The organism is Brevundimonas sp., from assembly GCF_046295775.1.
Classification (GTDB): domain Bacteria; phylum Pseudomonadota; class Alphaproteobacteria; order Caulobacterales; family Caulobacteraceae; genus Brevundimonas.
In genome coordinates this window covers 73,944-93,443 of record NZ_JBKBML010000008.1, presented here as the reverse complement: position 1 = coordinate 93,443, position 19,500 = coordinate 73,944, and the positions used below count along the sequence as shown (strand labels likewise).

Below are 19,500 nucleotides of genomic sequence, written 5' to 3'. Positions count from 1 at the left end.
CAGGGAGGTTAGCTGCTCGAAACGTCCAGACTAGTTATCGCCGCTTGCCGAACACAGAAACGTCGAAGATGTCACACGGCTGACACACCACTGCAATGTATTGATAGATATGCAGAAAGAGTGATTTTTTGCGACTTTGCAATGATATGCAGCCAATGGAAAGCCAATTTCGCGACATTCTGCCGCACCCGTGGGGCGTCTTCAATCGAGCTGGCGTCTCCCTTAGTCCAGCCCCACTTCTTCGGGAGTGGCCGGCGCCGCCGTCACGTTGTTCCGCACGCGGCGCGCGGCGTGTTCACAGCGTCCCGGCAGGCCATAGAACAGGCCGAAGGTCTGGCTGCGCGCCGCCTCGTCCGGATTGGCCAGAACCGGCGCCCACTTGGCCTGCGCCTCGGCGGCGGCGGACGCCGCGAGGCGTTTCATCTCGGGCGACGCCCGGCTTTCGGCCGCGACCAGGGCCCCGCGGAAATCGGCTGCTTCCAGCCTCCCCAGCTGCATGATCTCGCGGTCAAGCTCGTCGGGTTCGCTCAAGCTCTCGCCCGCCGCGACGTGGCCCGACACCAAGGCCTCGCACCAGGCAACCAGCGGGTAGTCCTCGCGAGGGGCGCCTGGCGGCAGGGACTGGGCATAGGCGATCGCCTCGCGCGTGCGTTCCGAAAGCACCGTCTCGCCGCGCGTTGCGGTGGCGATCGGCCCGTCCTGCGAAGGCTGGGCCTGACCCAGGGCGGCGGCGAGAGCGAGCGCGTGGATGATCATGTGGCTTTCAGTTCCCCGATTGGCGGTCTTGCGACCGATAGCAGGTCCCAACGCCCGAGGCCGCCCGATGGTTTGCACCGGCGCGCAAAAAAAGACGGCGGGTCGAAACCCGCCGCCTTGCTGTCCTTCCGATCCGAGGATCAGAAGCTGTAGCGCAGACCGAAGCGAACCGTGCGCGGCGCCTGATAGGAGCGCGACCGGCCGTAGTACGGAGCCCGCAGCGTCAGATCGTTGCCCGCCGTGCGGATCAGCCCCTGCTCGACCACGCGCGTGGTCTCGTCGTTGTCCAGCAGGTTGAAGATGTCGATCGAGGCCGACAGGGCGCCGCCGCGATCCGACTTGATCAGGTCGTACTTCATGTTGAGGTCGACCTGATAGGTCCAGTCCGTCTGGCCCTGAGAGCCGCGCGGCGTGGCGATGGTCGAGTTGTTCGGCCCCAGCGGGCAGAACCAGCCCGACGGCGTGCCGACCTGCGGGGCTAGCGGATCGACCGAGGTCGGCACCCGCCCGATGCAGCCGTAGTAGCGACCCGACTGCGCGGTGAAGTTGGCCCCGACGCTGAAGCGTTCCGTCGGCGCATAGGTGCCGAACAGCTTGATCGTGTGCCGGTGATGGTTCGGCAGATAACCGTAGCTGTTCAGCTGGTTGGCGGAGTGATCGTAGTCCTGGGTGATCGAGGTGTCGGTCTGACCGATGTCCGACTTGACCGCTCCCTCGTAGTTACCCTTGGACTCCGCCAGAGTGTAGGAGCCTTGCAGCCCCCAGACCCCATCGAAGGGCCGCTCGAAGGTGAACTCCAGCGCCTTGTAGGTGCGTTCGACCTCGGGCAGCGCCAGGTCATCCGCCGTCAGATCGATGTATTGCGGATTGTAGGCGGGGTTGGCGGAGCCGTCTTCCAGCGTGCGGGCGTCGCCCTGAAGGTCGATGAACACGCGCGCGCCACTGCCCGGATTGACCAAGACATATGGGAAGATGGAGGCGAAGGCCGCATCCCCCGGACCGGTCTGGCCGCAGGCGGTGTTGGTGCGCACGCAATAACGAACGACCGCATCGCCGATAGCGGTGTCTTCGATCGTGCTTTCCAGGTTGCGGTAGACGCCTCGCACGCCTGCGCGCCAGTCGGCGAACATGCCTTCAGTGAAGGTATGCTCGTATCCCAAGATGAACTCGCGCTCATACATGGGCTCGAGATCCTGCTCGATCACCGCGCGCGGATCCGGCGCGCCGGGCGGGCTGTAGTAGAGGATCTCCCGACGGGTGCCGAGTTGCGGCACGTTGCCGTTCAGAACCAGCGCGCCGGTCGGACCGCCCGTGCGGGTCGCATCGAAATACTCGTCCGTGTAGATTTCACCCGAAGAGGCGCGGATCGACGTATTGGTCGCGATCGGCAGGTAGTAGTCGCCGACCGAGCCGTAAACGCGATCCGTTCCCTGGTCGAACGGGTCCCAGTTGAAGCCGAGACGCGGGGCCCACTGGTTGTCCAGCTTGATGTAGCTGTCGCCATCGACGTTCTTGTAATCGTAGCGGTCGTTCCGCACGCCAAGCTGCAGGTTCAGGTTGGGCAGGATGTCCCAGGAGTCCTGAATGTAGAAGGCGGACTGTTCGGCGGTGAACTCGCCGTTGTTGGCGAAGGTCAGCACCTCGATACAGCCGGCTGCGGGCGTGCCGGCAGGGCAGTCTTCCGGCGCGAGCGCGTAATAAAGCGCGCCGCCCGAATAGGCGCTCTGAGCGGACGAAGTCAGATCCTCGCGGTCATAGCCGACGCGGAAGTGATGCTCGCCCATCAGATTGACGTAGAAATCCGCGTCGATGCGATAGGTGTCGCGGATGTCCTCGCCAGCGAGGTTGTAAGGCCCGGCGTGGATGCCGTTGGTGATGTAGTTACCGCCCGCCGCGACATAGTCGCGGATGCCGGGCAGTGCGATCGGATCGCCGTAATCCAGATAGCTGCTCTCGATGCGTCCATAGAGAGCCGACAGGGTGAACCAGTCGGTGAAGACGCCCGTGTATTTGTAGATTTGAGTCAGGCCGCCGGCGTCGGCGTACAGCGGCGCTGTCTCGGCGGTCTGGACATCGGTCTGTGCGTTGTAGGTTCGCGTGACCGAGGTCGTGGTGGTCTCGTCGTTCATGATCGTCGCCTCGATCCGGTGATCCGGATTGATGACGAAGTCGAGTTTGGCGGCCCAGCGCGGGTCGTCGTAGGACGAGAAGGTCTGGGTGCGCGTCGCGCCCGGCACGCCGGCCGTGTTCAAGGTGCGCGTGCGGGCCCCGGCGGTCTCCACGTCGCGCACATTGTACACGCCGAACAGGAACAGGTGGTCACGCCACAGAGGACCGCCGCCGTAGACGGTGTAGTCCTTGATGTCCGATCGGGAGTACTGATTGAAGACCTGCACGCCGGCGGAGTTGTTGCCGCCCTGCTGATAGGACAGGCCGCGCGACGACCGCAGGCCATTGGGCGTGTAATAGGCGCTGACGCCGCCGGTCCACTCGTTCGTGCCCGAACGGGTGACGATGTTCACCACGCCGCCGGTGCCCCGACCGTATTCGGCCTGATAGCCGCCGGTCTTGGTTTCGATCGTCTGAATGAAATCGAACGGCAGCTCGCCATAGCCCAGGAAGCTGCGCTGATCGGTGACGTTCAGGCCATTGATGTAATAAACGCTTTCAGCGGCGGAAGTGCCCGACAGCGACACCAGCCCTTGGTTCCGGCGCGAACTGGCCCCAATGGTGGCGTCCGGGAGGCTGGCCCCAGGCGTGAACAGGGTCACGGCGTTGATGCTGCGCCCGGTGGGCACACGCTCCGCGAACTCCTGGACATCGACCGTCAGACCGGTGTCGGTGCGGTTGAAGTCCTGAACGCGCCGCACGCCTGTCACGACGATGTCGGAGACTTGGGCGACGTCAGAGTCCGAGCTTAGCGTGAAGGCGTAGGTCGACGACCCCGGCTGTACGCTGATGCGTTGGTTGAGCGCGGCGAAACCGCTTTGTTGAATGCTCACCTGATACCCCCCAACCGCAAGGGCGGGGATGCGGAATGAGCCGTTTGCATCCGTCGTGGCGGTTCGGGTCGAACCTTGCGCCGAGGTCACGCTGATGCTGGCGCCGGCGATCGGGGCCCCGCCGCTGCTCGTCACCGTGCCCGAAAGCACGCCGGAAGTGTAATCCTGAGCCATCGCCATCGACGGCGTCATTACGACGACGGCAGGCGCGGCGGTCAGCGCCATGAGCGCGGCGCCGCCGAACATAGTGGAACGCAGCAAGCGCTCCCGGAAGGTGCGGGTTTTCAAACGTGGTCCTCCTGAGGCGGACCGCTCTGTGCGCGACAGAGCCGTCCGCAACCTTGTCAGGCCGCCCCAATGCGCCCCGACGCTGCGACCTTATGCCTCACCACTGCCTTGTTACAGCCCTGTAATGAGGAATGATTGCGCCTGTCACCCAAGCGACACACCTCGTTCAAGACATTGATATAATGGGATTTTTTGGATGACTCACCTTATTCGGCTCGACGACCTCGTTTTTGTGTCGCCACAAATCCTCGCCGAGGACATGGCTGAGCTGGCGCGACATGGCGTCGCACTCGTGGTGAGCCATCGCCCCGATGAAGAGGAGCCGGGTCAGCCGTCTTTTCGAGAATTAGAGGCCGCAGCGCGCGATGCCGGGTTGCGTTTGATCCACGCTCCCGTGCGAGGCTTGCCCCATGACGACGCCGTTGCCGCGACGGCGCAGGCTCTTGCGGACGCGAGCCCTGACCAAGCGGTGCTGCTGTTCTGTCGATCGGGCATGCGGTCCGCCGCTGCCTGGGCCATGGCGCGGGCGCGGCAGGGCGCGGACTCGCAGGCGCTCAGGGCTGCCGCGGCCGACGCCGGTTACGACCTGTCTCGCGTTCCGCTCTAGCGGCTGATGGCGACGCGCGTCGCGTAGGGCGCGGGCTCGGGCGTGCAGGACGCCACGACCAGCTGCGCCGCCATGAGACACAGGACGGCGGCTGCTATGGGCTGGAGCCGGTTTGACACAGCGAATAGGGTCGATCGCAGCATGAAACGCCTCGGAAGAAGATGACCGAGACGTTAACGCAAGGCCTGGGCCAGACCGCATGATCCCCTTCGTCCGCGACTTCGACTTCGTCTATGGCCGATGCGATCGGGTGTCGCCGCTGATCCGACGGCTGGTGGCGAACAACCCCGGCGCCTTCACCTTCGCTGGCACGGGGACTTACATCGTCGGCCGCGATGCACCCGGTGCGGAGGTGGCGGTCATCGACCCCGGCCCGCTGGACGAGGCGCATCTGGCCGCTCTTGTGGCCGCGGTCGAGGGCCAGAGGGTCATTCATGTGCTGGTCACCCACACCCACCGCGACCATGCTCCCCTCGCCCGCCCCTTCTCCAAGGCCGTAAGCGCGCCGATACTGGCGGCGCAGCCTCCGGCGCGCGACACCCACGCATCGGGGGGACTGGACGAGGACAACGACGACAGCTTCCAGCCTGACATCGTGCTGAAAGGCGGCGAACGTATCGCCGGCGACGGCTGGACCCTGGAGGCCCTGTTCACCCCTGGCCATGCTTCGAACCACATGGCGTTCGTGCTGGAGGAGGAGAACGCAATGTTCAGCGGCGATCACGTGATGGGCTGGTCCACGACCGTCGTGGCGCCTCCGGACGGCGACATGGCCGCCTATATGACCAGCCTGGATGCCGTAATCGAACGCGGCTTCAGCACCATCTGGCCAACGCATGGCGCGCCGATTACAGACCCCGAGCCCTTCCTGAAAGCCTATCGCGCGCACCGACTGGCGCGGGAGGCGCAGGTGTTGGAGCAGTTGGCGCGTGGGCCCGCCGCCATCGCCGACATGGTCCCATTTCTATACGCGGCGGTGGACAGCCGACTGTGGCCCGCCGCCTCGCTGTCGGTCCACGCCCATCTGATCAAGCTGGTGCGGGAGGGCCGCGTGCTGGCCGACCCGGCGCCCAAACTTCAGGCGACCTACCGCCTGCCCTGATCGGTCATTTCATCCAGTATCCGACGCGCCAGACGGCAGGCGACGTCGCCCTGAGGCTGGTCCTGATGCGCAATGACGCGGACATCCGTACGGCCGGGACGGATCCGCACCACCGCATCGTGTCCAAGGCCGAAGAAGTAGCCGTCACGATCCCCTTCGGCGCGGAAGGCGGCGAAGCCTATGACGTTGAACCCGGCCTGCCGCACAGCCCAGCCGGCCACCTCGGGGGCTATCTGCGTGGGTAACGGCTCCAGTCCCTCGCAAGCCACGCTCTGGCCGAGGGGCGAGGCGTTCGCCGCTGTGCGCGCGGCCATCAACTGGCGCGACAGGGCGGGCGGATCGGCCGGATCGGTCGTCACATCGTTCGGGCCGGGAACCGCCTTGGCCGACTGGGTGAAGAACACCAGCGCCGATCCCGCCGCCAGCACCAGGGCCAGAAGCGCCAAGACGCCGCGATCACGAATGTCGGCGCGTGCGATCAGCACCGCCGCCAGGGCCGCGAACAGACCCACGAAGATCAATCCGCGCACCACGGTCAGGACCAGCAGGCCGCGCGCCGTCTCCACGTCCAGCAGCCCGAACTGGCCGCCGAAAACGGCGATGGTGGTTACGATCAGCGGCAGCGCGGTGACCAGCAGCAGCGCCTTCAACCGCGATTGGGCCTTCTTGTCGGCGGCCGGATCAGCCATGCGGGATCAGCCCGCCGCCGGCAGACGATAGTCCTTCATCTGCTCGCGCAGCAGCTTCTTGTCGATCTTGCCGGTCGCGCCCAGCGGGATGTCGTCGACGAAGACCACGTCGTCCGGCATCCACCATTTGGCGATCTTGCCGTGCAGAAAGTCGAGGTGCTCCTGCTTGTCCTGGATCTCGCCGTCCTTCAGCTTGACCAGCAGCACGGGCCGTTCGTCCCACTTGGGATGCGCCGCGCCGATGACGGCCGCCAGGACGACCTTTGGGTGGCCCATGGCGAGGTTCTCGATCTCGATGGAGCTGATCCATTCGCCGCCGGACTTGATCACGTCCTTGGCGCGGTCCGTGATCTGCATGAAGCCCTGGGCGTCCACCGTTGAGACATCGCCTGTGTCGAAGAAGCCTTCGGTGTCCAGGATCTCGCCGCCCTCTTCCTTGAAATAGGCGCCGGCCACGGTCGGGCCCTTCACCATCAGGCGGCCGTAGGTCTTGCCGTCGTGCGGCATCTCCTGACCGGCATAGTTCTTGAGCTTGAGCTCGATGCCCAGCGGCGGCGTGCCCTGTTTGACCCGCCACTTCAGCTGTTCCTCGAACGGCAGGGCTTCGATCTCGGGCGGCATGTTGGACAGGGTGCCGATGGGCGAGGTCTCGGTCATGCCCCAGCCCTGCAGCACCTCGACGCCGAACTCGTCGTTGAAGGCGCGGATCAGGCTTTCCGGGACTGCAGAGCCGCCGATCAGCACGCGCTTGACCGTCGAGAGCTTCAGACTGTTGTCGCGCAGGTGGGTCAGCAGGCCCTGCCAGACCGTGGGCACGGCCGCCGAGAAGGTGACCTTCTCTTCCTCCAGCAACTCGTAGATCGCCGCACCGTCCATCCTCGCGCCCGGCATGACCAGCTTGGAGCCGGCGGCCGGCCCGCCGAAGGCGATGCCCCAGGCGTTGGCGTGGAACATCGGCACGACCGGCAGGATCACTTCCTTGGGCGTCGCGCCCAGCACGGTGGTCTGCAGGCCCAGCAGCGTGTGGATGAAGTTTGAGCGGTGCGAGTACAGCACGCCCTTCGGATTGCCCGTCGTGCCCGAGGTGTAGCAGAGGCCGCAGGCGGTGTTCTCGTCGAAGCCGCCCCAGGTCACATCCTCGGAGCCCTGCTCGACGATGGTTTCGTAGCAGTCTACGACCGGCAGCTGCGTCTGCGGCATATGGTCGGGATCGGTCATGACCACCACGCGCTCGACCGACGGGCAGTGCTTCAGGATCGCGTCCAGGAGCGGCACGAAGGTCAGGTCGACGAAGATGATGCGGTCTTCGGCGTGATTGATGATGTAGACCAGCTGCTCGGGGAACAGCCGCGGGTTCAGGGTGTGGCACACCGCCCCTATGCCCATGACGCCGTACCAGGTCTCGATGTGGTTGCCGGTGTTCCAGGCCAGGGTCGCGACGCGGTCGCCCGGCTTGATGCCCCACGCCAGCAGCGCGCTGGACACACGCTTCGCCCGGCGATGGATCTCGGCGTAATTGGTTCGGACGATCGGCCCTTCGACCGAGCGCGTCACCACTTCGCGGTGACCGTGCCAGTTCTTGGCGTGGTCAAGGATTTTGTCGACCGTCAGCGGCCAGTCCTGCATCAAACCCAGCATCGCGCATTCCCTCGGCGTTGCGCCGACCTTGATCGCGGCGCTTTTCAGCACGCTAGACGAAGTGATCAGCGTTAAGCAACGTGACGCGGCGTCAGGCCGGGCGCGACGGATGGTCCCGCGCCGGCCGCTGTGCCAGAAGGCCCGGCATGACGCTTCTGATCGCCATCACTGGCGGCTCGGGCTCGGGCAAGAGCACCCTGGCCGAGACCGTGGTCGCCGCCCTGCCCGCCGGCCGGGCCGTGCTGCTGCGCGAGGATTCTTACTACAAGGACGCCGCCAGCCTGCCGGACTTCGACGCGGCGACGTTCGACTTCGATGACGTGGCGGCGCGCGATCACGACCTGCTGATCCGTGATCTGACAGATCTCAAGTCGGGACGCGATGTCGTCGCTCCGGTCTATTCCTTCATCCATCACGGCCGCGAGCCGGGCGGCGAGCCGGTCTCGGCGACCGATGTCGTGGTGGTGGAGGGCGCGCACCTTCTTTGCACGCCGGACCTGGCCTGCCTGTTCGACATCAAGGTCTTCGTCGACACCCCCGCCGACATCCGCTTCATCCGCCGCCTCCTGCGCGACCAGGCCGAGCGCGGGCGCACCGCCCAGTCCGTGATCGAACAGTATCTGGGCACCGTCAGGCCCGGCCACGAACGGCTGACCGAACCCTCCAAGGTGCTGGCCGACTTCGTCGTCGCCGATGCGACGGCGGCTGTGCGGCTGACCGATCCGCATGCGGTCGTTCGTCTGGCGGCGCCCGTACTGGCCCATCCGCTGCTGGCGCCATTCATAGAACGCTGAAATTCGGACTTGCGGTTGTTCGGAGGCGGCGCGATCATGGCGCGCTGTCAGTGAGTTCGCATGACTATCGCTTCCAACGTCGACGACGACCCGCGCCGCGACACGGTTCTCCGTATCGCGCGCCGCTCGTTCACCGCCGACGGCTATTCCGTCACCCGGATGGAGCCTATCGCCCGTGAGGCGGGAGTTTCCACCGCGACCCTCTACGCGCTGTTTCCCTCCAAGGAGCACCTGTTCGCGGCGGTGATCGAGCGCGCGGCCGATGAGTTCGCCCAGCGCATGGACCGCGTCCGGGACGAGGCGCAAGGCGATGCTCGGCGCCAGTTGTCGCAATTCATGATCGGCTACGCCGGGTTCATGGGCGACCCTTTCATCCGCTCAATCTTTCGGCTGGTCATGGCCGAGCGGGGGCGCTTTCCCAAGCTGGCGCTGCATTTCTTCGAGCGGGGCCGTTCGGATTTCGGCGGCGTGTTGATGCAAGCCCTTCAGCGACTGAACGCGACCGGCGAACTGGCCGTGTCAAAGCCGTCCTGGGCCGCGGGCCAGCTTATGGGCATGATCGAACATCCGATCTTCTTCATGCCGCTGGTGACCGGCGACGAGCGTCAGGCGACGCGCAGCCACGATCAGATCGTTGAGGACGCCGTTGAAACCTTCATGGCTCGATACGGCGCCCGCTGAGCCTTTAGGCCCGGCGACGACCGCTCCAACGCTTGTTTGACGGCGCGGCCGGTGCGCCGGTCTTCCGGCGCTGCCGATCGCGCCAGACCTGCCAGGCCAGGGTCGCCAAAGCCAGCTTGCCGGCATTGCGGCCGGCCAAGCGGCGGCCGCCGCGGGACAGCAGAAGGCCGCCGATGATGGTGGCGATACGGGGGACGAACATGGCGGACTTCCTTGTGAGCCCGTCGATAACGGTCCAGTCCCCCGTCGGTTTCAGTAGCTCTGCAGCGGCCGGACATCCAGATCGCCGGCGCGGATGGCCGCGATCCCTTGCGCCGCAGCCAGGGCCCCGGCCGCCGTCGTGTAATAGGGGATCTTCATCATCAGAGCGGTCCGGCGCAGGCTGAAGCTGTCGGTCAGCGACTGCTTGCCCTCGGTCGTGTTGATGACCAACTGGACCTCGCCGTTCTTCATGGCATCGACGATGTGCGGACGGCCTTCCAGCACCTTCTTGACCAGGCCGACCTCTTCGCCCTGCTCGGCCAGATAGCCGTGGGTGCCCGAGGTGGCGATGACGCTGAACCCTTGAGCCTTCAGCGAGCGGACGGCCTCGAGGATGAAGGGCTTGTCGCCGTCCTTGACCGACACGAAGGCGCAGCCTTCGGTCGGCAGCACGGTGCCGCCGCCGATCTGGGACTTGGCGAAGGCGCGGGCGAAGGCGGGCGTCATGTCGGCCTCCCCATCGCGCTTCCAGTCCAGGCCCATGACCTCGCCGGTCGAGCGCATTTCCGGCCCCAGCACGGTGTCCACGCCGGCGAAGCGGGCGAACGGGAAGACCGCCTCCTTAACCGCGATGTGGTCGTAGGGTTTGTGCTCGAGTCCGAAGGACGAAAGCTTTTCGCCGGCCATCACCTTGGCGGCGATGGCGGCGATCGGCTGGCCGATGGTCTTGGCCACGAAGGGCGCCGTGCGGCTGGCGCGCGGGTTCACTTCCAGCACGAAGATGCGCGGGCTTTCGCTGTGCGGCTCTTCGATAGCGAACTGCACGTTCATCAGGCCGCGCACCTTCAGCGCCCTGGCCATTTCCGTCGTCTGGCGCATCAGCTCGGCCACCGTCTCTGCCGACAGCGAATAGGGCGGCATCGAACAGGCGCTGTCGCCCGAGTGCACGCCGGCCTCTTCGATATGCTCCAGCACGCCGGCGACGAAGACGGTTTCGTCGTCGCACAGCGCATCGACGTCCACCTCGGTGGCGCGGTTCAGATAGTGGTCGATCAGCACGGGATCGTCGCCCGACACGCGCATGGCCTCGTGGACGTAGCGGTCCAGCTGCTCGCGATCGTGGACGATCATCATGCCTCGGCCGCCCAGCACATAGGACGGTCGCAGCACGACGGGATAGCCGACCTCTTCGGCCTTGGCGGCGGCCTCCTCGGCAGAGCGGGCCAGGCCGTTCGGTGGCTGCATCAGGCCGATCTCGCCCAGCATCTGCTGGAAGCGCTCGCGGTCCTCGGCGAGGTCGATGGAGTCGACCGAGGTGCCCAGGATCGGCACGCCGTCTTCCTGCAGAGCGTGGGCCAGCTTAAGCGGCGTCTGCCCGCCGAACTGCACGACCACGCCGATGAGGTCGCCCTTGGACCGCTCGACGTCGATCAGCTCCAGCACGTCCTCGGCCGTCAGCGGCTCGAAATACAGGCGGTCGGAGGTGTCGTAGTCCGTCGAGACGGTCTCGGGGTTGCAGTTGACCATGATCGACTCGACGCCGATGTCGGCGAAGGCGAAGGCCGCGTGGCAGCAGCAGTAGTCGAACTCGATCCCCTGCCCGATACGGTTCGGACCGCCGCCCAGGATGACGGCTTTCCGGCGATCCGACGGCTCGGCCTCGCAGTACGGCGTCTGGCCCAGCACGCCCGTCTCATAGGTCGAATACATATAGGCGGTGGCCGAGGCGAACTCGGCGGCGCAGGTGTCGATGCGTTTGAAGACCGGACGCACGTCCAGGGCGCGGCGCGCCTTGCGCACCTCGGCCTCGGTCATGCCGGTCAGCTGGCCCAGGCGCGCGTCGGCGAAGCCCTTGGCCTTGAGACGACGAAACTCGGCGGCTTCGCGCGGCAGCCCCTTCACCCGCAGATGCCCCTCCTCGCGCACGATGTCGGCGATCTGGCGCAGGAACCAGGGCTCGTAGGCGCAGGCGGCCTGAACCTCTTCCACCGTCAGCCCGTGGCGGAAGGCTTGGGCGATGACGCGGATGCGGTCGGGCGTCGGACGGCCCAGGGCGCGCACCACGGCGTCGCGGATGGAGGCCTCCTCCTCCATCTCGGTCACGCCTTCGATCTCGATTTCGTCGAAGCCGGACAGGCCGGTCTCCAGTCCGCGCAGGGCCTTCTGCATCGACTCCTGGAAGGTGCGGCCGATGGCCATGACTTCGCCGACCGACTTCATCGCCGTGGTCAGCAGGGGCTCCGAACCCGGATACTTCTCAAAGGCGAAGCGCGGAATCTTCGTCACGACATAGTCGATCGACGGCTCGAAGCTGGCCGGCGTCACCTGGGTGATGTCGTTCTGCAGTTCGTCCAGCGTGTAGCCGACGGCCAGGCGCGCGGCGACCTTGGCGATCGGGAAGCCCGTGGCCTTGGACGCTAGGGCCGAAGAGCGCGACACGCGCGGGTTCATCTCGATCACGACCATGCGGCCGTCCGCCGGATTGATCGCCCACTGAACGTTCGAACCGCCCGTCTCGACCCCGATCTCACGCAGCACGTTGATCGAGCCCGTGCGCATCCGCTGGTACTCTTTGTCCGTCAGCGTCAGCGCCGGGGCGACGGTGATCGAGTCGCCGGTGTGGACGCCCATCGGGTCCACGTTTTCGATGGAGCAGACGATGATGCAGTTGTCCGCCGTGTCGCGGACGACCTCCATCTCATACTCTTTCCAGCCCAGGACGCTTTCCTCGACCAGCACCTCGGTCGTTGGCGACAGGTCCAGGCCGCGCTCCACGATCTCGCGGAATTCCTCGACATTATAGGCGATGCCGCCGCCGGTGCCCGCCAGGGTGAAGCTGGGGCGAATGATCGCCGGCAGGCCCACGAAGGCCAGGGCGTCGTCGCCCTCCTCCACCGTGTGGATGGCGCGCGAGCGCGGGCTCTCCAGGCCCAGCTTGTCCATGGCGTCGCGGAATTTCTGGCGGTCCTCGGCCTTGTCGATGACCTCGGCCTTGGCGCCGATCATTTCCACGCCATGGCGCGCCAGGGCGCCGGACTGCTCCAGCGCCAGCGCCGTGTTCAGCGCCGTCTGACCGCCCATGGTCGGCAACAGGGCGTCCGGCTTCTCCTTGGCGATGATCTTCTCGACCATCTCGGGCGTGATCGGCTCGATATAGGTGGCGTCGGCCACCTCCGGATCCGTCATGATGGTGGCGGGGTTCGAGTTCACCAGAATGACCCGGTAACCCTCGGCCTTCAGCGCCTTGCACGCCTGCACGCCGGAATAGTCGAACTCGCACGCCTGGCCAATGACGATCGGGCCGGCGCCGATGATGAGGATGGACTGGATGTCCGTACGCTTGGGCATCTGGAGCCTCTTTCCGTCAGTTCGTCACGACCGCGCACTCCCAGCCGTCATACTCCAGCTGGAAGGCCGCGGCCCAGGATTGCATCATCGAAGACACCGGCGCGAAGGATGTCTCGTCCACCGCCATCGTCGTCTCCAGAACCGTCTGGTCGTCGGCGCCGCGCGTGACGAAGCCGGCGCGCCGCGCCACCTCGTTCAGGTCGTCGTGGTCGCCGTCGCCGTGGAAATAGAAAAGCGTGTGCCGCGGGGTGACCCCGCTGTCGCCATGTTCGGCCAGCGCCGCGCGCACCATGGCGTCACGCTCGTCATGAGGAACATCGTGGGACAGCGCCGTCAGCCTTTCGCGCACGCGCGCGCCGGCCGCGATCATCGCTCGCGCCCGCCGTCGCCGGATTGTGGGTCAAGGGCGCGGTTTAGAGGGGGGGCCCCGCTCCTGCAAGCGAAACCCCACGTGACAAACATCAGACGTTTGAAGCGCCAGACTGCGACAAATCGTCTCCATTTTGTGACAATCTATTGTAAGCAAGTCACAATCTCACCGCAAAACGGTCGCATCGGGTTACGCGCCGGTCATGACCGCGCTACCCCACCCCCTTTCGCGGATCAATCACGACGCCGGCGCCCGGTCGTTCAGCACATCCGCCCCAGTCAGTATTCAGGACCCAATGATGACGCTACGACGCGCCCTTCTGACCGGCACGATCATCTCCGCCACCGCCCTAGCCGGCGTCGCCGCCGCCCAGACCCAGCCCGAGCCGCAGCCCGCGCAGGACGAAACCGCCACTGTCAGCGACATCGTGGTCACCGGCTCGCGCATTCGTTTGCAGGACTACACCCAGTCCAACCCGGTTCAGTCGGTCACGTCCGAGCAAATCGCTTATTCGGGCATCACCAACCTAACCGACTTCATCTCCGACTTCCCTGCCCTGGTCGGATCGTTCGACAGCCAGGACTCGGCCAACACCTCCGGATCGGCCTCGGCCGGCCTGAATCTGGCGGACCTTCGCAACCTCGGCACCAACCGCACCCTGGTGCTGGTCAACGGCCGTCGTCACGTCGCAGGCAGCCCCGGCAGCGCGGCGGTGGACATCAACACCATCCCGACCGCTCTGGTCGATCGTGTTGAAGTCCTGACCGGCGGCGCCTCGGCCCAATACGGCGCCGACGGCGTGTCCGGCGTGGTCAACTTCATCCTCAAGACCGACTTCGAGGGCGTCGATCTGCGCGCTCAGAGCGGCTGGACCGAGGACGGCGGCGGCCAGAAGACCTATTTCGGCGGCCTGATCGGCCACAACTTCCTGGACGGACGCCTCAACGCCACCCTCGGCTACGAGTATGACGACTCGCGCGCCATCAACGCCAGTGACCGCCGCTACACCCAGTCGGGCCGGCGCGCTGTGCTGGCCAACAACCCGGCCGACCCCCGCACCTTCGGCGGCCCTAGCGCCAATGACCCGAACATCGTCGATCAAATCCCGACGACCAACATACGCTACATCGACACGGCGCGCGGCGGGGCGGTGTTCACCAACTTCGCCACCGCGACCTCGACCGGCGGCGTCAGCTTCAACGGCGACGGCACGCCCTGGAATGACGGCATCTTCATCGGCGGCTTCTCGATGATCGGCGGCGACGGCACGCTCACCGACGACTTCGTCGATCAGTTGCTGCCGGGCCTGCGCCGCAATGCGGTCAACACGACCCTGAACTTCGAAGTCAGCCCGGCGCTGAACTTCTTCTTTGAGGGCAAGTTCGTTAACACCAAGACCCAGTTCCAGGCTCAGCCGACCTTCGACTACGGCATCCTGATCCCGATCGACAACGCCTTCATGCCGGCGTCGATCCGGGCGGACGCGCAGACCCCGGGCGGCTTTGGCGACTTCGTGCTGATGGGCCGTGACAACTTTGATCTCGGCTTCACCGGGACGCGCATCAACCGCGACACCTACCGCGCCGCGACGGGCATCAACGGTGATTTTGGCAGCGTGTTCAACTACGAGCTGTCGTATGTCTATGGTCGCACCGAGAACGACACCACCTACTACAACAACCGTCTGAACGACCGCTGGTTCGCTGCGATCGACGCGGTTGATGAGGGTCTCTTCCGTACTGGAGTGGCGAACGGCAATATCGTCTGCCGCACCAACCTCGATCCCAGCGCTGACCTGCTTTATGACGCCTTCACCGGCGGCAACAGCCCCAGCCGCGCCTTCACGTTCACGCCCGGAGCCAACAGCGGCTGCGTGGCCGCCAACGTGTTCGGCGACGGCAATATCTCGCAGGACGCGATCAACTGGATCAATCAGGACACGCAACGCCGCGCCATCATCGAGCAGGAGGTCGTTAGCGGCTTCGTCGCCGGCGACTCCTCGCCCTGGTTCAGCCTGCCGGCCGGTCCGATCGGATTCGCCATCGGCGCTGAATACCGTCAGGAGCGCAGCCGCTCCTACACCAGCGACATCGAAGCCCTGGCTGCGGCCGAAGGCGAGCCTATCTCCTGGGCGGGCGAAGGGGTCGATGTGATCGGCGCTTTCCACGTCAAGGAAGCGTTCGCGGAAGTGAACGTGCCCCTGCTGCGCGACCTGCCGTTCGCCCACAATCTGACCCTGGACGGCGCCTACCGCATCTCGGACTACTCGACCTCGGGACAGACCGAGGCCTGGAAGGCCGGCCTGCGCTGGAACCCGATCCAGGATCTTCTGTTCCGCGGCACGGTCGCCCGCGCCGTTCGCGCGCCGAACATCAGCGAACTGTTCCTCCCCACGGCTGAAACCTTCGCCCTGCTGGCCGATCCCTGCGATCGGGCGCGCATCCAGAGCGGCAACGAGTTCCGTCTGGCCAACTGCCAGGCGGCTCTGACCGCCGCCGGCATCACGACCCCGGCCGGCGAATGGACGACGTCGCTGTCGTCCTCGGTGCGCGGCGAGATCAGCGGCAACCCCGACTTGAATCCGGAAACGGCCGACACCTTCACCTATGGCGTCGTCTATTCGCCGAGCTGGCTGCCCGGCTTCAACGTCTCGCTGGACTACTACGACATCGACCTGGCCGATGCGATCAACGCGCCGTCGGCCCAGTTCATCGTTGACCAGTGCTACGACCAGCCGCAGCCGAACCAGTTCTGCGACCTAATCACGCGCAACAGCGTGGCGGGCTCGCCGACCCAGGGTTCGCTGAACTCGTTCCGCCAGACTATCCTGAACGTGTCGAACTATCAGACACGCGGTTACGACTTCACGATGCGTTACCTGCTGGATCCGGCCAACTTTGGCTATCAGGACGACATCGGCCGCCTGCAGCTCAGCCTGGCCGCGACCAAGCTGGATCGCCTGACCTTCATCGACGATCCTGAGTCCCCCAACGAGCGTTCCGGCTATCCGGAAGCGCCCGAATGGGTCGCTGCCTTCAACGCGACCTGGATGATCAAGGACTTCGCGTTCAACTATCGCTACGTCTATCAGGACGAAACCTACCGGGTTGCGCCTGAGACCGTCGCGGTGCGTCCGGACATCGTCACGCCGAACTTCTACGAATATTCGGCTCTGACGCGTCATGACATCCAGGCGCGCTGGAACGTCAGCGACCAGGTCACCGTCTACGGCGGCATCAACAACCTGCTGGGCCAAGAGCCTGATCTCGGCAGCGAATCGCTGCCGATCGGTGCGGAGGGCCGCTACTTCTACGTCGGCGCCACCATGCGTCTGGGTGCGCTCAGCTCGCTGAACCCCTTCGGACGCTAAACCCGTTCCACGGTTCGCATCATCGAAGACTTGAAAGGGCGGCTCGCGAGAGCCGCCCTTTTTCTTGACCTCAAGGCTGGAGGCGCTGGGCGTTCCAGGCCGCGCCGTCGCGCATGAACCGCAGTCGATCATGCAGTCGAAACGGCCGGTCGCGCCAGAACTCGACGGTGTGTGGGACGACGCGCCACCCCGTCCATCTTTCCGGCCGCGGCACTTCGCCGTCGCCGAATCGCGCTGTTTCACGGGCGACCGCAGCCTCAAGCGCGCGTCTGTCCGCGATCGACCGCGACTGATCTGAAGCCCAGGCGCCGATGCGGCTTTCACGGGCGCGACTGGCGAAATAGGCGTCGGCCTCTTGGGCGCTTACCGGTTCGACCGCACCCCTCACGCGCACCTGCCGACGCAGCGACTTCCAGTGGAACACCAGGGCCGCCGCCGGGCGCGCGTTCAGCTGCATCCCCTTGGCGCTCTCGCGGTTGGAGTAGAAGGTGAAGCCGCGCGCATCCACGTCCTTCAACAGCACCATGCGCGCATCGGGCAGGCCGTCGGCGTCGACGGTCGCCAGGGTCATGGCGTTGGGATCGTTGATCTCGTGCGCCCTCGCCTGCCCCAGCCATTCGATGAAGAGGCCGATCGGCTCCTCGCGGCTCCAGATGCTCTCGTCGCCATTGGCGGCCAGGGCGGCGGCGTAGTCGCGCGCGTACTCTTCGCGCGACGGGCTGGGCGGTATCACGGGCGTTGTCATGCTCGATGTTTAGGCCCGGGCGGCGGGCGTCGCCAAGCGATCACGGTTAAGCCGCTATTCACCCTGTTCAGCCAAGGCTCGGACATGGGCGACACGTCAGCCATGCCACCGCCTCTCAGCCTGGCCCAGGCCCGCGCCGTGCTGGGTCTGGACCGAGCCGACGCCCCCTCGCCCGCCGCCGCCTTCCGCGCCGCCGCCAAGGCCAGCCACCCCGACCGCGCGGGGGGCGACGCCGAGAGCTTTCGCCGCGTCGTCGAGGCCTGGACCGTCGTACGCGCGGCCGATCCGGGCGCAACGCGCCGCCTCCTTCCCGCGCCTGCGCCAGTGCTGCGTCTGACGCCGATGCAGGCCCTCCGCGGCGGCGAGGTCCGCAAGGGCGCGCATCTGCTGACCGTGCCGGCCGGCCTGCGCAGCGGCGATTGGGTGCGCGGCCCCGACCGTCAACGGCTCGTCGTTCTGGTGCAGCCGGCCGACGGCGTGAGCCTCGTGGGAGACGACCTCTATATGGACTGGGCTGTCGATCCGCGCCGCTTGGCCGATGGAGGCCGCATCGAGATCGACACCCACGCCGGCCTCCGTCCCGCCTGGATCGCGCCCGGCGGCGGCACGGGGCGGTTGCGCCTGGCCAATCTGGGCCTGCCCGCACGCGGATCACGCGCTCAGGGCCATCTGTTCGTCGCGCTTAAACCCTGCGCCGAAGCCGCCAGCGAGGCCGAGGATCTGCTGCTGCGGTTCAGCCGTGTCTGGACGCCGGCCCGCCGCGCGGCCTAAGCCTGAAGGCCATGTCGCACAACACCTTCGGCCATCTGTTTCGCGTGACCACCTGGGGCGAGAGCCACGGCCCGGCCATCGGCTGCGTGGTCGACGGCTGCCCGCCCCTGATCCCGCTGGCGGAAGGCGACATCCAGCCCTGGCTGGATCGCCGCAAGCCCGGCTCCAGCCGCTTCGTCACACAGCGCCGCGAGGACGACCAGGTCCGCATCCTGTCGGGCGTGTTCGATGACGGCGCCGGCCCCGTGACCACCGGCACGCCGATCAGCCTGATGATCGAGAACACCGATCAGCGGTCCAAGGACTATGGCGAGATCGCGCGCGCCTATCGTCCCGGTCACGCCGACTACGCCTATCAGACCAAGTATGGCGTGCGCGATCACCGTGGCGGCGGCCGATCCTCGGCGCGCGAGACCGCCTGCCGCGTCGCCGCCGGCGCAGTGGCTCGTCTGGTCCTGGGGCCGGACGTCCGCATCCGCGCCGGCGTGGTTCAGATCGGTCCGCACCGCATCACCCCTGACGCCATCGACTTCGACGCGGTCGAGCATAACCCGCTTTTCGCCGCATCGTCCGAGGTTGTCCCCGCCTGGGAGGCCTATCTGGACGAGGTGCGTAAGGCCGGCTCCTCCATCGGCGCGGTTGTCGCTCTGGAGGTGACGGGCGTTCCCGCCGGCTGGGGCGCGCCGCTCTACGCCAAGCTGGACGCCGAACTGGCCGCAGGCCTGATGTCGATCAACGCGGCGAAGGGCGTGGAGATCGGCGCAGGCTTCGAAGCGGCCGAACTGTCAGGCGAAGACAACGCCGACGAGATGCGCCTTGGACCCGACCGCGCGCCCGTCTTCCTGTCAAACCGCGCAGGCGGCGTGCTGGGCGGCATCTCGACCGGCCAGGCGATCACCGCCCGCGTGGCCTTCAAGCCCACCTCCTCGATCCTGACCACCCGACGCACGGTCACCCGCGACGGCGCGGAGACCGAGTTGCGCACCAAGGGCCGTCATGACCCCTGCGTGGCTCTGCGCGCCGTGCCGGTTGTCGAGGCCATGGCCGCCTGCGTCCTGGCCGACGCAATGCTTATGCATCGGGCCCAGGTCGACGCCCCCTTTTCGCAACAGTACTAGTTACCTATATAGGCCTCAGA

General features: G+C 66.2%; 16 protein-coding genes. 7 read left to right on the top strand and 9 right to left on the bottom strand.

What is annotated here, in order from left to right; genetic code table 11:
* Positions 1–222: 222 nt before the first annotated feature.
* On the bottom strand, positions 223–756 hold the full coding sequence (locus tag ACK4I0_RS07150) for a hypothetical protein (RefSeq protein WP_409609418.1): 534 nt from the start codon (positions 754–756) through the stop codon (positions 223–225).
* Between the two features lie 140 nt (positions 757–896).
* Complete coding sequence (locus ACK4I0_RS07145; RefSeq protein WP_409609416.1) at positions 897–4,019, bottom strand: TonB-dependent receptor domain-containing protein; 3,123 nt, start codon at positions 4,017–4,019, stop codon at positions 897–899.
* 223 nt (positions 4,020–4,242) lie between these two features.
* On the opposite strand from ACK4I0_RS07145, the gene ACK4I0_RS07140 reads away from it, so the two are divergent.
* Positions 4,243–4,653: a TIGR01244 family sulfur transferase gene (locus ACK4I0_RS07140; protein WP_409609414.1), complete on the top strand. Its 411-nt coding sequence runs from the start codon at positions 4,243–4,245 to the stop codon at positions 4,651–4,653.
* Here the strand turns inward: ACK4I0_RS07140 and ACK4I0_RS07135 are convergent.
* Positions 4,650–4,796 carry a hypothetical protein gene (locus tag ACK4I0_RS07135; RefSeq protein ID WP_409609412.1) on the bottom strand — a complete coding sequence of 49 codons (147 nt, stop codon included), beginning with the start codon at positions 4,794–4,796 and terminating at the stop codon, positions 4,650–4,652. The genes ACK4I0_RS07140 and ACK4I0_RS07135 overlap by 4 nt on opposite strands.
* A 56-nt stretch (positions 4,797–4,852) precedes the next feature.
* Between ACK4I0_RS07135 and ACK4I0_RS07130 the strand changes: the two genes are divergently transcribed.
* Positions 4,853–5,755: an MBL fold metallo-hydrolase gene (locus tag ACK4I0_RS07130; protein WP_409609410.1), complete on the top strand. Its 903-nt coding sequence runs from the start codon at positions 4,853–4,855 to the stop codon at positions 5,753–5,755.
* Here the strand turns inward: ACK4I0_RS07130 and ACK4I0_RS07125 are convergent.
* Positions 5,740–6,444, bottom strand: a complete 705-nt coding sequence (locus ACK4I0_RS07125) for a DUF1499 domain-containing protein (protein ID WP_409609408.1) — start codon at positions 6,442–6,444, stop codon at positions 5,740–5,742. The two genes, ACK4I0_RS07130 and ACK4I0_RS07125, sit on opposite strands and share 16 nt — an antisense overlap.
* Positions 6,445–6,450: 6 nt before the next feature.
* Positions 6,451–8,082, bottom strand: coding sequence for a long-chain-fatty-acid--CoA ligase (locus ACK4I0_RS07120; RefSeq protein ID WP_409609406.1), 1,632 nt, complete (start codon positions 8,080–8,082; stop codon positions 6,451–6,453).
* 146 nt (positions 8,083–8,228) lie between these two features.
* On the opposite strand from ACK4I0_RS07120, the gene udk reads away from it, so the two are divergent.
* Both udk and ACK4I0_RS07110 read left to right on the top strand, forming a co-directional pair.
* Positions 8,229–8,876: a uridine kinase gene (gene udk / locus ACK4I0_RS07115; RefSeq protein WP_409609404.1), complete on the top strand. Its 648-nt coding sequence runs from the start codon at positions 8,229–8,231 to the stop codon at positions 8,874–8,876.
* Between the two features lie 60 nt (positions 8,877–8,936).
* A complete protein-coding gene (locus ACK4I0_RS07110; protein WP_409609402.1) occupies positions 8,937–9,557 on the top strand; it encodes a TetR/AcrR family transcriptional regulator in 621 nt (206 codons plus the stop codon).
* A gap of 4 nt (positions 9,558–9,561) precedes the next feature.
* On the opposite strand, the gene ACK4I0_RS07105 is transcribed toward ACK4I0_RS07110, so the two are convergent.
* From ACK4I0_RS07105 to ACK4I0_RS07095, 3 genes are read right to left on the bottom strand one after another with little or no spacing between them, the layout of a single operon-like run.
* Positions 9,562–9,759 (bottom strand): cysteine protease, encoded by a 198-nt coding sequence (locus tag ACK4I0_RS07105; RefSeq protein ID WP_409609400.1) that lies wholly within the window; start codon positions 9,757–9,759, stop codon positions 9,562–9,564.
* 50 nt (positions 9,760–9,809) lie between these two features.
* Positions 9,810–13,106 (bottom strand): carbamoyl-phosphate synthase large subunit, encoded by a 3,297-nt coding sequence (gene carB / locus ACK4I0_RS07100; RefSeq protein ID WP_409609398.1) that lies wholly within the window; start codon positions 13,104–13,106, stop codon positions 9,810–9,812.
* 16 nt (positions 13,107–13,122) lie between these two features.
* The gene (locus ACK4I0_RS07095; protein ID WP_409609396.1) at positions 13,123–13,476 is read right to left on the bottom strand and encodes a hypothetical protein; all 354 of its coding nucleotides are present in this window, start codon (positions 13,474–13,476) and stop codon (positions 13,123–13,125) included.
* 298 nt (positions 13,477–13,774) lie between these two features.
* Here ACK4I0_RS07095 and ACK4I0_RS07090 point away from each other — a divergent pair, with 298 nt between their 5' ends.
* A complete protein-coding gene (locus ACK4I0_RS07090) occupies positions 13,775–16,846 on the top strand; it encodes a TonB-dependent receptor plug domain-containing protein (RefSeq protein ID WP_409609394.1) in 3,072 nt (1,023 codons plus the stop codon).
* Positions 16,847–16,916: 70 nt separating this feature from the next.
* Here the strand turns inward: ACK4I0_RS07090 and pdxH are convergent, their stop codons facing one another.
* Positions 16,917–17,591 (bottom strand): pyridoxamine 5'-phosphate oxidase, encoded by a 675-nt coding sequence (gene pdxH, locus ACK4I0_RS07085; protein ID WP_409609392.1) that lies wholly within the window; start codon positions 17,589–17,591, stop codon positions 16,917–16,919.
* Positions 17,592–17,675: 84 nt separating this feature from the next.
* Here pdxH and ACK4I0_RS07080 point away from each other — a divergent pair, with 84 nt between their 5' ends.
* Positions 17,676–18,362, top strand: coding sequence for a J domain-containing protein (locus ACK4I0_RS07080; RefSeq protein ID WP_409609390.1), 687 nt, complete (start codon positions 17,676–17,678; stop codon positions 18,360–18,362).
* Positions 18,363–18,373: 11 nt separating this feature from the next.
* Positions 18,374–19,480 carry a chorismate synthase gene (aroC, locus tag ACK4I0_RS07075; protein ID WP_409609388.1) on the top strand — a complete coding sequence of 369 codons (1,107 nt, stop codon included), beginning with the start codon at positions 18,374–18,376 and terminating at the stop codon, positions 19,478–19,480.
* The last annotated feature ends 20 nt before the right edge of the window (positions 19,481–19,500 follow it).

Coding starts and splice junctions, on each gene's coding strand:
- ACK4I0_RS07095 (WP_409609396.1), bottom strand. CDS start 13,476: ATGATCGCGGCCGGCGCGCGCGTGCGCGAAAGGCTGACGGCGCTGTCC.
- aroC (WP_409609388.1), top strand. CDS start 18,374: ATGTCGCACAACACCTTCGGCCATCTGTTTCGCGTGACCACCTGGGGC.
- ACK4I0_RS07105 (WP_409609400.1), bottom strand. CDS start 9,759: ATGTTCGTCCCCCGTATCGCCACCATCATCGGCGGCCTTCTGCTGTCC.
- ACK4I0_RS07110 (WP_409609402.1), top strand. CDS start 8,937: ATGACTATCGCTTCCAACGTCGACGACGACCCGCGCCGCGACACGGTT.
- ACK4I0_RS07080 (WP_409609390.1), top strand. CDS start 17,676: ATGGGCGACACGTCAGCCATGCCACCGCCTCTCAGCCTGGCCCAGGCC.
- pdxH (WP_409609392.1), bottom strand. CDS start 17,591: ATGACAACGCCCGTGATACCGCCCAGCCCGTCGCGCGAAGAGTACGCG.
- ACK4I0_RS07140 (WP_409609414.1), top strand. CDS start 4,243: ATGACTCACCTTATTCGGCTCGACGACCTCGTTTTTGTGTCGCCACAA.
- ACK4I0_RS07090 (WP_409609394.1), top strand. CDS start 13,775: ATGACGCTACGACGCGCCCTTCTGACCGGCACGATCATCTCCGCCACC.
- ACK4I0_RS07130 (WP_409609410.1), top strand. CDS start 4,853: ATGATCCCCTTCGTCCGCGACTTCGACTTCGTCTATGGCCGATGCGAT.
- ACK4I0_RS07150 (WP_409609418.1), bottom strand. CDS start 756: ATGATCATCCACGCGCTCGCTCTCGCCGCCGCCCTGGGTCAGGCCCAG.
- ACK4I0_RS07135 (WP_409609412.1), bottom strand. CDS start 4,796: ATGCTGCGATCGACCCTATTCGCTGTGTCAAACCGGCTCCAGCCCATA.
- ACK4I0_RS07125 (WP_409609408.1), bottom strand. CDS start 6,444: ATGGCTGATCCGGCCGCCGACAAGAAGGCCCAATCGCGGTTGAAGGCG.
- ACK4I0_RS07120 (WP_409609406.1), bottom strand. CDS start 8,082: ATGCTGGGTTTGATGCAGGACTGGCCGCTGACGGTCGACAAAATCCTT.
- udk (WP_409609404.1), top strand. CDS start 8,229: ATGACGCTTCTGATCGCCATCACTGGCGGCTCGGGCTCGGGCAAGAGC.
- carB (WP_409609398.1), bottom strand. CDS start 13,106: ATGCCCAAGCGTACGGACATCCAGTCCATCCTCATCATCGGCGCCGGC.